Source organism: Shewanella dokdonensis (assembly GCF_018394335.1).
Lineage (GTDB): Bacteria > Pseudomonadota > Gammaproteobacteria > Enterobacterales > Shewanellaceae > Shewanella > Shewanella dokdonensis.
The window spans coordinates 2439230-2452858 of record NZ_CP074572.1 but is presented as its reverse complement, the minus strand read 5'-3'; the positions used below and the strand labels follow the sequence as shown (position 1 = coordinate 2452858).

General features: G+C 49.4%; 9 protein-coding genes and 3 pseudogenes. 9 read left to right on the top strand and 3 right to left on the bottom strand.

The window, feature by feature from the left end:
- Window positions 1-27 precede the first annotated feature (27 nt).
- Window positions 28-669: pseudogene (locus KHX94_RS11755) on the top strand (HAD hydrolase family protein); the annotation flags it as partial.
- Between the two features lie 873 nt (window positions 670-1542).
- Here KHX94_RS11755 and KHX94_RS11750 read toward each other — a convergent pair.
- Window positions 1543-1893 (bottom strand): hypothetical protein, encoded by a 351-nt coding sequence (locus tag KHX94_RS11750; RefSeq protein ID WP_213680780.1) that lies wholly within the window; start codon window positions 1891-1893, stop codon window positions 1543-1545.
- Between the two features lie 376 nt (window positions 1894-2269).
- Between KHX94_RS11750 and yegD the strand changes: the two genes are divergently transcribed.
- Complete coding sequence (yegD, locus tag KHX94_RS11745) at window positions 2270-3622, top strand: molecular chaperone (protein WP_213680779.1); 1353 nt, start codon at window positions 2270-2272, stop codon at window positions 3620-3622.
- 42 nt (window positions 3623-3664) lie between these two features.
- Here yegD and KHX94_RS11740 read toward each other — a convergent pair whose 3' ends face one another.
- A complete protein-coding gene (locus KHX94_RS11740) occupies window positions 3665-4567 on the bottom strand; it encodes a LysR family transcriptional regulator (RefSeq protein WP_213680778.1) in 903 nt (300 codons plus the stop codon).
- 117 nt (window positions 4568-4684) lie between these two features.
- On the opposite strand from KHX94_RS11740, the pseudogene KHX94_RS11735 reads away from it, so the two are divergent.
- The 4 genes and pseudogenes from KHX94_RS11735 (at window position 4685) to KHX94_RS11725 (ending at window position 7881) form a co-directional block, all read left to right on the top strand.
- Window positions 4685-5870: pseudogene (locus tag KHX94_RS11735) on the top strand (MFS transporter).
- A gap of 27 nt (window positions 5871-5897) precedes the next feature.
- A complete protein-coding gene (locus tag KHX94_RS20515) occupies window positions 5898-6230 on the top strand; it encodes an aldo/keto reductase (RefSeq protein ID WP_244859123.1) in 333 nt (110 codons plus the stop codon).
- Window positions 6209-6700: an aldo/keto reductase gene (locus KHX94_RS20510; RefSeq protein ID WP_244859122.1), complete on the top strand. Its 492-nt coding sequence runs from the start codon at window positions 6209-6211 to the stop codon at window positions 6698-6700. Before KHX94_RS20515 ends, KHX94_RS20510 begins: the two co-directional genes overlap by 22 nt.
- Window positions 6701-6772: 72 nt before the next feature.
- Window positions 6773-7881, top strand: a pseudogene (locus KHX94_RS11725) (alkene reductase).
- 99 nt (window positions 7882-7980) lie between these two features.
- On the opposite strand, the gene KHX94_RS11720 reads toward KHX94_RS11725, so the two are convergent.
- Window positions 7981-8679 (bottom strand): 2'-5' RNA ligase family protein, encoded by a 699-nt coding sequence (locus KHX94_RS11720; RefSeq protein ID WP_213680777.1) that lies wholly within the window; start codon window positions 8677-8679, stop codon window positions 7981-7983.
- 174 nt (window positions 8680-8853) lie between these two features.
- Between KHX94_RS11720 and KHX94_RS11715 the strand changes: the two genes are divergently transcribed.
- From KHX94_RS11715 to KHX94_RS11705, 3 genes are all read left to right on the top strand, one after another.
- Entirely contained in the window at window positions 8854-11601 is a 2748-nt protein-coding gene (locus KHX94_RS11715; RefSeq protein ID WP_213680776.1) for a M14 family zinc carboxypeptidase, read from the top strand.
- A gap of 803 nt (window positions 11602-12404) precedes the next feature.
- Window positions 12405-12947: a hypothetical protein gene (locus KHX94_RS11710; RefSeq protein ID WP_213680775.1), complete on the top strand. Its 543-nt coding sequence runs from the start codon at window positions 12405-12407 to the stop codon at window positions 12945-12947.
- Window positions 12948-12985: 38 nt separating this feature from the next.
- Complete coding sequence (locus KHX94_RS11705) at window positions 12986-13444, top strand: FUSC family protein (RefSeq protein ID WP_213680774.1); 459 nt, start codon at window positions 12986-12988, stop codon at window positions 13442-13444.
- The last annotated feature ends 185 nt before the right edge of the window (window positions 13445-13629 follow it).

Here is a 13629-nt window from a genome sequence, read left to right as displayed (position 1 = left end):
ATATTTTAACGTTTTTTTGCATCAGCTCGTCCGGTTAGAGATATGTTACCTTTAATTCCTAATACCTTACATAACACTATATTAGTTGGATGTAATGGCGGACAGGCATGGTATAACGGAAAAATAATTATTTCCAATCACTTTAAAAATGATGATGTAAATAAAATTTTAGAGTTATTGAATCATATTGATATGTCATATGTTCTAGACACTGACTGGAATTACTCATTTTCAACTAAAGCTCACGAATTCCACGACTATATACGTCAGCTTTCTTTAGGTGAGATAGAGGAAAGAGAAGCGATAAAGCTAGGTATCACTAAAATTCTTATATTAGATGGAAAATATAGCAATTTAATTAAAGAACATCTTGAAAATAATAAAATACTCAATGAGATTAATTTCCATAAAAATGAAGGAATTTTTGATATTACTCCCCAGCACACAGATAAAGAGAACACTCTTAAGTTATTAGGGATTGACTTTAACCATACAATATCATTAGGCAATGACAAAAACGATTTCAAAATGTTAGGAAGTTCATCAATTTCATTATTTGTTGGTGATAAAAAAGATTATAGCCATGCTACCTATTATTGTGATATGGATACATTGTTACCGACATTAAATCGTGCAATTAAAAATTTCGGCATTAATTATAATGGTTAATCGTTTTTATAATAATAAAGAAAGAATATTTAATAACAAGTGGAGAATTCAAGTCTGGCTTGAACGTCTGGATTTATATCGCTCAAAGGCTTTGCTGTGATGGACACCGCCTTTCAAGCCTTGCTGTAGCAAACTTTAGCTACCGTCAGAACAGGAGTAATCAAGGTAACGAGGAAAACGCGCATGTGCACTAATATAATGTTAGTGTATTTGCTTAACTACACACTTGGAGCGGGTGAAATCTATGATCGACCATATTTCAATACCAGTCAGAGATTTAAAACGTAGTGAAAACTTCTACTCAACCGTGCTCGCTGTATTGGGCTATACAGTACTAGAGAAAAAGACGGGCACGGTAGGATTCGGGAAAAATATCCAGAATTTTGGATTAATGAACGGAAAAATATCTCTACAGGTCAGGTTAGTGACGGGTTTCATGTGTGTCTGAGAGCTAAATCTATTGATATGGTTGATACATTTTACAAAATCGCAATGGAGCTTGGTGCAGTAGCAGATGGCGCACCTGGATATAGAGAGCAGTATGGTGCTAACTATTACGCTACATTTATTGGTGATTATGATGGTAATCGGATAGAAGTGGTTACGTTTGCATAGTTGTTTTGTAGCGATTATCCGTTTATGTACACAAACAATCCGATGCACGCATCGAGAATAAGTCGCTGGGCTATTACACTATTGACGTACACTACTGACGTACACGATTGACGAAGTCGCCTCAAAATCTGGATTGGCTTCAGCTCACATCTTACGGCTCGGTATATCTGGCGCAATTACTTCCCTATTATTGAGCATAAGCCTAAGACAGCTCGCATTTGCCCGAACGCAATTTAACAAGAAGAAAATGAGAAAAAATCATTTCCTACGCTTGTTGCTCACCAAATTAATGCCAAACAACAGCAATAGTTTTTCAATCACTATCGCCAGTACCGACAATACGACAATAAAGCTGTATAAACCTTCATCTGTTGCTGTCCAATGGCCGATAAATGAATTAGGTGCAAAGTACCGTGCGGTAGATGCCAGCAGCAAGCTCACCACAAATACAACACCAAATACCAGCCCATGTTTGGTAATGACGCTGGTAACAAACTCATTGGACGACGTTTTACTTAACTTCCGTCCCAGCATCAATCCTGGGACTAGCAATACCACGCCCAGTACCAAAGTCACCGCACCTACAACAAAAAATGCTTTCCAATCCATGTATACAGCTCCATGTTTTCATCGTCTACCAGCGCCACTGTGCCGATGATATAGCAATTTGACGTTGAAGGATTACATTACCCATGCCCGCATGCTGGGCCCGATTTAGCTATTGCGATATGCCACCCGCAAGCCATAAGAGCATGTATCTTAGTTAAAATTTCTTATATTTTCAGTGGGTAAATTTCAAAAATAGCAACATTATTGTTCAGGGAAGGCTGTCTTATATCGCAAATGTTGGCGGTTTTATTGCAGAGTCACCAATGATGCTCACCTGGGGCAAGGTAAACACAAAGATGCTGGTAACGGCATTGGCATTCGCACGCGATTTGCGTTAGTTTATGCGGCTTTGTTTGCGGCAATACGGGAATAACTGATGTTTATCGGGTTTGATTACGGCACTTCCAACTGCTCGGTCGCACATATGCAAGATGGCGAGCCACGGCTGTTACCACTGGAAAATGCCAGCTTCTATCTGCCATCAACGCTGGCAGCACCGACCCGCGATTCAGTCTCTGAGTACCTGTTGCGGCATTATCAGATCCAGCCGCTGGATGCCGTTGGTCAACAGTTGCTGCGCCGTGCCGTTGCAACCAACCGCGAAGAAGGTATCGACCTGCAAGCGGATGATCTGCTGTTTGGTCAGGCGGCATTGGACTTGTATCTGGCGCATCCGCAAGACTTATATTACGTCAAATCCCCTAAATCATTTCTCGGTGCGATGGGCTTGCATGAGGTTCAGCTAAGCTTTTTTGAAGATCTAGTGTGCGCCATGATGGCTAACATCAAACGGCGGGCGGAACAGGTTAGCCAGCAAGTCATCGACGATACCGTTATTGGTCGGCCAATTAACTTCCAAGGCAGCGGCGGCGAAGAGTCTAACCGCCAAGCAGAGAACATTTTGCGCCGAGCTGCCACTCGAGCCGGATTCCGGCAGATTGAATTTCAGTTTGAACCGGTCGCCGCCGGGCTGGAATATGAAGCCGGGTTGACGCAGCAACAAACCGTACTGGTGGTGGATATCGGTGGTGGTACGACCGACTGTTCCTTGCTGCAAATGGGGCCTAACTGGCGTAAACAAAAAGATCGCAGTGGCAGTTTGCTGGCACACAGTGGCCAACGTGTTGGCGGTAACGACTTGGATATTCATCTGGCGTTTCGGCAACTGATGCCATATTTCGGCTTGGGCAGTTTGCTGGACTCTGGGCTAGAAATGCCAATGAAACAGCTGTGGAATCCAGTAGCAATTAACGATCTGTCAGCACAAAACGATTTTTACGCTCAGCGCAATCTGGCAGAACTCAAACTGCTACACAAAGAAGCACAAGAACCACAAAAGCTGGCACGCCTGTTACAGGTGTATCACGACACCCTCGGTTATAGCCTGGTACGCCGCGCCGAAGAAGCTAAAATTGCGCTGTCACAACTGCCGGAATTTCACAGTACGCTGGAGTTGGCGACTGAAGCGCTACCACTCACCATCCATTACGATGAGATGCTGCAAGCGTTAGATGGCCCCAAACAGCAGATCATAAAACTGGTGCGAGAGGCCTTAACCTTAGGGGGCTGTACGCCAGATGTGATCTTTATGACCGGCGGTTCCGCGCGGTCACCCGTCCTGCGCCAAGCAGTAGCCGAAGTGTTACCACAGGTGCCTTTGGTGAGCGGTAACGACTTTGGCTCAGTCACCGCTGGGTTGGCGCGTTGGGCCGAGGTATGTTTCGGCTAGCGTGTCGCTAATGTATGGCTATGAAACCACATTGCTAGGCGTTCAATCAGCAAAGTTGCGGGGGCCCAAGGCCGCAATCAGGAAATCGATAAACGAACTAATCCGCGTAGACAATGCGGTATTGCGATAATACACCGCATTGATCGCTTGGCGAATTTCCAGCGTCTGCTCCTCAAATAACTCGACCAGCTGACCGGTTTGTCGGTCGTTACGCGTCATAAAATCCGACAGACACACAATCCCCACGCCTTGCAGCGCTAACTGCCGCAACGTCTCGCCATTGGACGATGCAATACTGGGAACAATCTTCAATAACTGCCCATCATCCCCCGGTAATGGCCATAAATTCAGTGAGTCCGGCTGGGTAAAGCCAAGCAAACAATGCTGTTGCAACTCACTTGGCTGCGTTGGCATTCCGGTGCTGGCTAGGTAGTCAGGACTGGCAAGAATGCGAATACGGCTACTGGCGATGGGCCGGGCATGCAGGGTTGAATCCTTAAGTTGGCCGATACGAAATGCAACATCAGTGCGCCGCTCCAGCAGATCGGTAATGCCTTCATTACTGTTCAGTTCTAGCACTACTTGCGGATACTGCTGTTGATAGTGTTTCACTAATGGCGTAATCACATGCAGCATAAACGGTGTCGCGGCATCCACTCGCAGTAAGCCTGATGGCTGGCCTTTTCGGAGGGCTAACATCTCTTCTGCGGCCTCTACTGCTTGTACAATCTGCCGCACTTCTGTCAGATATGCCGCGCCTTCTTCCGTCAGTTCCAACCGCCGAGTTGTGCGGTTAAGCAAGGTCGTGCCCAGCTTATTTTCCAATTTCGCTAAGGTACGGCTGGTTGCCGATACCGTCTGATCCAGTCGTTCAGCTGCGGCGCTGATAGTGCCGCTGTCTGCCACCGTTAGTAATACTTGCATTTCATCTAATGTAGCTTTCATTTGCACCTGTTATTTTTGACTTTTTATCAAATATGTTTGGATTAAATGTGACTTTTTAGAAAAGTATCTAGCAGGCAAACTCTTGTCAACTTTCATTAGATTTCAGGAATCAGCTTTATGCCTTTAGCTCTTTTAGCGCTGACACTGGCAGCATTTGCCATAGGCACCACAGAATTTGTGATTGTCGGTTTGCTGCCCACTATTGCAGCAGATCTGCAAGTAAGTTTGCCCGCTAGCGGTCTGCTGGTCAGCCTCTATGCCATTGGCGTTGCCGTTGGTGCACCATTATTGACGGCGGCGACAGGACGCATCCCCGGAAACCACTATTACTGGCGCTAATGCTACTGTTTACCTTGGGTAATCTGCTCGCATGGCAGGCGCCGGGTTACTACAGCCTGATTATGGCGCGGATCGTTACCGGGCTGGCACATGGTGTCTTTTTCTCCGTGGGATCAATCGTTGCGACCAGCCTTGTGCCAAAACATAAAGCAGCCAGCGCTATCGCCACCATGTTCAGTGGCATGACCGTTGCGTTTGTGGTGGGCATTCCACTCGGTACATTTATTGGGCAGCATTTTGGTTGGCGCGTCACCTTCCTGGTGGTTGCATTATTTGGCCTATTGGCGTTGTTGGGCACGTTATTACTGGTACCTAACCACATTGCCCATAAGCCACCGGCAGCGCTGCATCGCCAGCTTGGTAAATTGTTACACCCAAGATTACTGCTGGTGTATGCCATGACCGCAATCGGCTACGGTGGCTCACTCATCGCCTTCACTTTCCTTGCGCCAATCCTACAGCAGCATGGGGCTCAGTGACAATGCCATCAGTTTGGTGCTACTGGCCTACGGTATTTCGGTGGCGTTCGGCAATATCTGGGGCGGCAGACTGGCAGATCGTCATGGGCCAGTGAGTGCTTTAAACACCATATTCCTAGCGTTAGCCCTAGTGCTGTTAGTCCTAACATTTACCGCCACCAATCCGCTGCTAGTGGTACTGACGGTTTTGGTATGGGGCGCAGTGGCCTTTGGTAATGTACCGGGATTGCCAGGCTTATGTGGTACAGCAGGCAGAAAAGGTGGCACCACAAGCCGTCGATGTCGCTTCAGGCTTTAATATCGCCGCCTTTAATGTGGGGGTTGCCGCTGGTTCATGGGGTGGTTCGCTAGTGGTGGCCCATCTTGGCCTGACACATACCCCCTGGATTGCCGCAGTGGTGACATTGGTTGCCTTGTTGCTCACGCAACTTAGCGGTCGACTAGATCGGCGCAACAATCTGCAACTCGACAGTCAAGTGTCTTAATAATCACAGCAATTGGAGCATCTTAGTATGACCATTCCTCTTTTTGGTGTTGGTACTTTCCGCCTGAAAGACCAAGTAGTGATTGATTCAGTATCGACCGCTTTAGCGCTCGGTTACCGCGCCATTGATACTGCGCAGATTTACGGTAATGAAGCCGAGATTGGAACCGCAATTGCTGCCAGTGGTATCCCGCGGCAACAGCTGTTTCTTACGACCAAGATCTGGACGGAAAACTACCGCCACGACAAGTTGATTGCCAGTCTTGAAGAAAGCCTGCGCAAACTGGGGACTGATTATGTTGATCTGACGCTCATTCATTGGCCAGCCCCGGAAATGGCGTGGCACTTACCGAGTACATGACGGCATTGCAGCAAGCGCAAAACCTTGGTCTTACCCGACAGATTGGGGTTTCCAACTTCAATATTGCCTTGTTACAACAGGCGATTGATGTGGTTGGCCGTGAAACAATTGCGACCAATCAGATAGAACTGAGCCCCTACTTACAGAACCGCCAGTTAACGGCCTTTATGCAGCAACAGCAGATCCCAGTGACCTCATACATGACGCTGGCTTACGGCAAAGTGTTAGCCGATCCGCTATTAGCCGAGATTGCCCGTCAACATCAAGCAACCCCGGCGCAAATCGCGCTGGCTTGGGCGATGCAACTGGGATATGCCGTTATCCCATCCTCGACTAAACGCGCCAATCTAGCCAGTAACCTGCTAGCACAAAAACTGCGACTTACTGACCAGCAGATGGCACAGATTGCCACCCTTGAGCGCAATGGCCGCGAAGTCGACCCAGAAGATCTCGCCCCGCTTTGGGACTAACCCGTTAACTCATCATCCGCAGTGAATACCGCGATGCACTGCGGCCACACATCAATATATTTGGAGTAAATTATGCAGCAAGATCCCTTGTTTAGCCCTTTACAGTTCGGAGAATTACAACTGCCTAACCGGGTGGTAATGCCACCAATGACTCGTTCTCGATCCAGCCAGCCTGGAGATATCGCCAACGAGTTGATGGCCACTTACTATGCCCAACGTGCCAGCGCTGGATTGATCATCACCGAAGGCACTTATATTTCAGCATTAGCCAAAGGTTACGCCTGGACGCCAGGGATCTGTAGCGATGCGCAAATCGCTGGCTGGCGCAAAGTGGTTGATACTGTGCATGCCGCAGGGGGCGAATCTTCGCGCAATTATGGCATGTGGGTCGACTGAGTCACACTAGCCTGCTGGACGGTGAAGCACCTGTGTCTTCCTCAGCGATTCAGGCACCTGGAGTAAAAGTCTTTATTGATGACAATAGTACCAAAGGATTTGTAGAAGCTTCGATGCCCCGTGCGTTATCGGTGGCCGAAATTCAGCAGGTTATCAACCAATATGCACAGGCGGCACGCAATGCCATGGCAGCAGGTTTTGATGGTGTAGAGCTGCACGCGGCTAACGGTTATCTGGTAAACCAGTTCCTAGATTCCAACGCCAATAACCGCACCGATGAATATGGTGGCTCACTGGAAAACCGGCTGCGTTTTCTGGATGAAGTTGCACAGGCGCTGGTGGAGGCTACCGGCCAAGCCAATAAAGTTGGTGTGCGTTTAGCCCCATTGACTACGCTAAACGGTTGTGTGGATGCAGATCCACAAACCACGTATACGGCGGCAGCCAAACGCTTAGGGGAGATTGGTATCGGCTACTTGCACATTGCTGAGGCTGACTGGGATGACGCACCAGACATGCCGTTGGCATTTCGACAGACGCTACGCCAAGTATTTCCTGGGCTGATGATTTATGCCGGAAAATATACCGCCGAGCGTGCACGGCAGGCGCTAGAACAAGGCTGGGCCGATCTTATTGGCTTTGGTCGGCCATTTATTGCAAATCCAGATTTGCCACAGCGATTACAAACAGGGGCACCGCTCAATGAATATCAGCGCGAAACCTTGTTTGGCGGCGGTGCCGCAGGGCTGACCGACTACCCGACACTAGCACAAAGCGGATATTAAGACGCGGCACAACCACAGGTGCTTAAGCCATGCTATAGGCTTGAACTTGCTACCGACTTACTAACGGTGGCAAGTTCTTTACCGCCGGCATCACCGCGACTAAGGTTTGAAAAAATATTCTGCCAACACTTGCCGCTGCTGACCCCATTCATCGGTAACACCAATACCTAAGCCGATGATTTCACCGTTAGCACTCGGTACTTGCTGCTGCATCAACTGCTGGAATGTTGCCAGTTGTGGATTTTTCTCGGCGGCCAGCAACGTCAGATGTGGCTCAAAATTCTGGAACACATTAGGGCTGCCATAACGCTCAAATGCCGCCAGTTTACCGGGGTAAGCTTTCACCCATTCGGGCAACGCAGGATGGGGATCGCGCAGAGGTTCTAGTGCCAGCGTCACTTTATCAGCAAGCCGTTGCAGCTCTCGGCTGCGCGCCACATCAATAAATGCCCAGTTACCTTTGGTCACGGTAAATCCTTTGGCGCTAAGCGGCACGGGCTGATATTGCTGACTCAGTTGCTGCACCACCTGTTTGATGGCAGCGTCACTATCATCAGGGAAAGTCGTCAGATACAGCGTGATGTGTACCGGGCGCCCCTGCTGATAAAAACTCTGCATGCCATAAGTGGCTAATTGCTTGCTGGTGTCACTCACCAGTTGCACTATCGGTTTAGACGGAATGGCATATACATCCAGCGTCTGCGCCGCTTGCCCGCTAGCCGTAACCAGCCCGAATACCAACACGGCTAAACGGTGCCAGCGGTTAGTGTTACGCCTGCGACTTTGTAATCCGTTCACCTTACTCTCATCAATTGGCGGCTTATTTGCCGCGATTATAACGGGTTATCCCGTATGCTGATACTTACCTTACACCATCAATCACAGCAATAACCTCTGACAATATTGCGTTTGTCGCCAGGGATAAATGTCGTTAGCATCATTGCAACATCAATATGCTTTTATATAACAATCATGAAGATACCCAACCTGTTACCTCTAATACCGCTGGCTTTCGCCTTGCAGTTACCTGCCCAGGCCGCGCCACAGCCTTTGAGCCATGTACCTACCAGTATTGCCATGTGGCCCGGTGCCCAATACGACAGCCAGATCCCCACCATTGAACAGATACTTGGCTACAAGATTGGCGAGCGTATTACCAGTAATGAAGACATGCTGCGCTACTTCGACGCGCTGGCACAAGCCGCACCAGAGCGCATCAAAATCTTCAACTATGGTCAGAGCTGGGAAGGCCGCAAATTAATTTATGCGGTGATTGGCAAGCCAGAAACTATCGCCCACCTCGAACAATTTGCCGCAGATATGCAAACACTGGCCGATCCCCGCAAGCTTAATAACCAGCAAGCTAAAGCGCTGATCGATAAGTTGCCCTCCTCTGTGTGGCTGGAGCATAGTGTGCACGGCAATGAGATCAGCAGCACCGATGCCGCCATGATGACCACTTATCACCTGCTGGCAGCACAACACGACGCAGTGATAGATAAGATTTTTGCCAACACGCTGGTGTTTATTGACCCACTGCAAAACCCTGATGGCCGCAATCGTTTCGTAAACTATTACTATCAGAGTGTGGGAATGGTGCCGAGCAGCGACCGTCTGAGTGTTGAGCACAACGAGCCTTGGCCCGGTGGCCGCAGTAACCATTACCTGTTCGACATGAATCGTGACTGGCTGGCAATCACCCAGCCGGAAACCGCCGGACGAGTTAGTGCCCTGCTGCATTACAAACCCAATATTGTCATTGACTTACATGAAATGGGCGGTGATTCCAGTTACTTCTTTGTGCCCGCTGCCAACCCGTTTAATCCCCATATGAATCAGGCGCAGATCGCCAATAACACCTTAGTCGGCAAAAACAACGCCAAATACTTTGACCACTTCGGCTTTGATTACTTCACCCATGAAGTCTTCGATGCTTTTTATCCCGGATATGGTGATAGTTGGCCAACCTTTTATGGCGCTTCTGCCGCTACTTACGAGGTGGCTTCCGCCCGTGGCGATAGCTTCCGCACCGTTACCGGTAACACCATTACCTATCCGCAAACGGTACAAAAACACTTTGTTGCTGCTATTGCCACGGCCGAAATGGCAGCGGATAACCGCCAGAAACTACTGAGCGATTTTTATCAGTATCAGCAACAGGCGATTAGCGCTGGCAAAGATGACAGCAAGGAGCGCACCTTTATCATCCCCGCTGTGCGTGATGCGGCCGGCAGCTACAAGCTGGCAACGCTGATGGCAAAACATGGGGTAGAAGTGCAACAGGCTGACAAACCGTTCAGTGCCTGCGGTAAAGATTATGCGGCGGGCGCTTATATTATTGATACCGCTCAGCCACGCGGCCGCTTTGTTAAAACCACCTTTACCAAACAGGTGGATATGGCGCAGGATTTCTTGAAAGAGCAGGAACGGCGCCGCGCCCGCAAACTGGATGACGAAATCTATGATGTCACCGCCTGGTCGCTACCGCTGATGTTCAATATCGATACCGATGCCTGCGGCAAGGCCGTTGCCGTCAGCAGCCATCAACTGACCGCTGACACACCTTTGCTGGGCAAGGTCACCCACGCAGATGCCAAAGTTGCATATCTGGTACCGTGGGGCGATATGGCCGCGGGCCGTTTTCTAACGGCTGCCCTACAAGCAGGCTTAACCGTTAAAAGCGCCGATAAAGCCTTTGTCACCGGTGACAATAAGCACTATCCGGCGGGTTCATTGATTGTGGAAGTGAAAGCTAATCCTGAAAATATCGCCGAGCTCGTCAATCATATCGCCCATAACAGTGGGGCCCAAGTCACAGGCGTTGATAGCAGTTGGGTCAGCCAAGGCCCAAGTTTTGGCAGCGAAAACACCATCACCATGACCGCCCCCAATGTTGCTATGGCATGGGATGAGCCCGTCAGTTCACTCAGCGCGGGTGCCGCCCGTTTTGTGGTGGAACAGGAATTCCACTGGCCAGTGACCGCCATTCGTTCCGACAAACTCGCCAGTGCCAATCTCAGCCATTATCAGGTGTTGATTCTGCCATCCGGCGATTACAGCAGCGCCTTGGGTGAAGCAGGTGCAACTAATCTGAAAACATGGGTGAAACAGGGCGGTGTGTTGATCACCTTTGCGGATGCCACCCGCTTTGCCACCCAGCCCAAAATCAGCTTGCTGGATGTGCAACAGGAACTCGCCTATAAAGCACCGCCGGCTACAGCCGAAAAATCCGCGGCGACCCCCAGCAAAAACGGCGCAGACGATAAAGACAGTAAAGATAACCGCGTACCGGGGCAGTTGCTCAAGTCAAATGCCGAACTTATCAGCGCCATTGAAAATGACAAGGAAACACCAGATAACGTGGCCGGAGTGCTCGCTAACGTCGAGGTGGATCAGGAGCATTGGCTGACGGCTGGGGTTAATCCGCAAGTGGTATCGCTGGTCAGTGGCCATGATATTTACACACCAATTAAACTGGCTTCGGGTAAAAATGTCGCCTGGTTTGCCGATGAAAAACACCTGCTCGCCAGCGGTTATTTGTGGCAGGAAAACCTGCAACAACTAGCTTATAAACCATTTTTGATTTACCAGCCCAGCGGCAAAGGCATGGTCATTGGCTACACCGAAGATCCCACCAGCCGCGCCTATCTCGATGGCCTCAACGTGATGCTGATGAACACCATCTTCCGCGCCGCTGCTCACGCCACACCGCTGCGGTAACCAAACATTTCAAGGATAAAATGGGCCTTCATGGCCCATTTTTTGATGGCTTAAATGCCTAGGGGAATACTGAATAGTAAGTTGGGCAACAACAGTTTCGAGCCGAAATCCAAGATGACTAACATCAGCCCCAATAAAAACGTAACTCATTGACATTAAAATAAATATTTTCAAAAAATAACAAGTATTAAAATAACGGTGACCACATCATCACGAAACTACTACGCGCGATGTAGCGAGGTAAACATTCGCGCCCAAAGTGTTCTGACACTTGTCGATTAAACACCAGCGATTAAGTGGGCAACAATTCCTGCGCCACCAAGCTGGACTCGAGCACATTGCCCCCAATTCAGCCTCATGGCAGCAAATACTTAACGCAGCGCTAACATCCAAAGTGCACTCATCTATATTCAAATTTGTCACCACACCGCGCTGCTTTGCCAAAGGACAGCTGCGCTGGCGAGTCAATAGCACATCATCCATTTGCAAAATTACCGGACGATTTCTTTCGAAAATGTTGCTCTTTTTTAGCAATAATTTGATTTGATATTCAAATTATATGGGCAAATAATAGCCTCATTCGGGTCAGGCTCCACCGCGTCCATTGTCACGCCCTAGAGGATGAGCACTGCGTTCACAGTCATCACCACCACCATTAATTTCCCAGACTCGAATTTGTTCGAGGCAAGCCAAAAGCAATGAGACAAGCTAACGAAACACAACAAATAACAACAGCTAATGTTGGGCTCCTGCGCACCGTTATGTATCTGTTGCATTGCCAGCAGGTTAAAAGCAGCTTGCAGGTGACCCCTTTAGCTTCATTCCGCAATGAGTTTCTGGCCGGGGCACAAACTGGCCTGACTGCGGTCATTGCGCTGATAGTTGTGTACTTGTCACCGTGGTCACATATGGTTGGCTTTGCCGGGATTGGTTCGTTGATTGCGCTGTATGGTCGCTTTGAATCACCTGCTGGGCGTAATCGTATGCTGCTCCAAGCAGCGGCGATCCAGACCGCCTCAGTGCTGATTGTATCGTCTGCTAAATTCGCCGGGCTGCCAGAAGCGGGGTTGCTTCTGCTGCTGGCGTTCATGTGCGGCATCTACCTGTTTATCTGTGTCACTGGCCGCTATGGCGCACCTGGGCCACTGATTTTTGTCTTCGCCGCCGGCTCCTGCATTGGTGGTGATGTTACCCCGCAAGTGATCCTGGAACGCACATTAGTAACAGGTGGCGCGACGCTACTGGGTTGGTTTATCTGCATGGCTACTGCGTTTTTACGTGAGGTGCCAAGCCCTGGGCGAGCTTTCCCAAAGCGCCTCCGGCACCGCCCGTCAGCCATCGATTAATTGCATCTACCCGCACCGTTATCAGTACAGCTGTTGCCATGTTTATTGTGCGCTATGGCTTTGATGTTCACTACCCCGCTTGGGCTGGCATGGGCGCACTGGCGGTGACTCAAGGGGCATACCTGCATGTCAGTATGAACCGCGCGCTGCAACGTATGGTTGGCACCACGATTGGCGCCATGATGGCCTGGGGAGTATTGCAGCTTGAACCAAACATTTGGGGCTTAATCGCTTTTGTTGGCGTGTTCCAAACCGTGACTGAAATGGTGATTGGCAAAAACTACGCCCTTGGTCAGATGTTTGTTGCCCCCACCGCATTGTTAGTAACGCATCTGGCCGCGCCATGGATCCCCAGCGACACCATGGTGCCAGAACGGGTATTGGACACAGTGATCGGCGCCTGTATTGGCATGGTGGTCGCGGTGGTTCTTTCGACTATGGATGACCGCCGTTACCTCGACCGGCTGCGCCGCACGTCCGGCGAGCAACAAGCGTAACGGAGAAGCTATGCCAGCTAATTGCCGGATTTATCAGTTCGCTGCCACATCAATAACTGATGTTTGCCATCACAACACAATGTGGCGAGCAGAAGGGATATTAACCATGCCCAGATGCAGTCACCCCGTTGGGGGTTATGATAGCAATGGACATAAAAAATAACATTTAAAAACAATAAATTAGA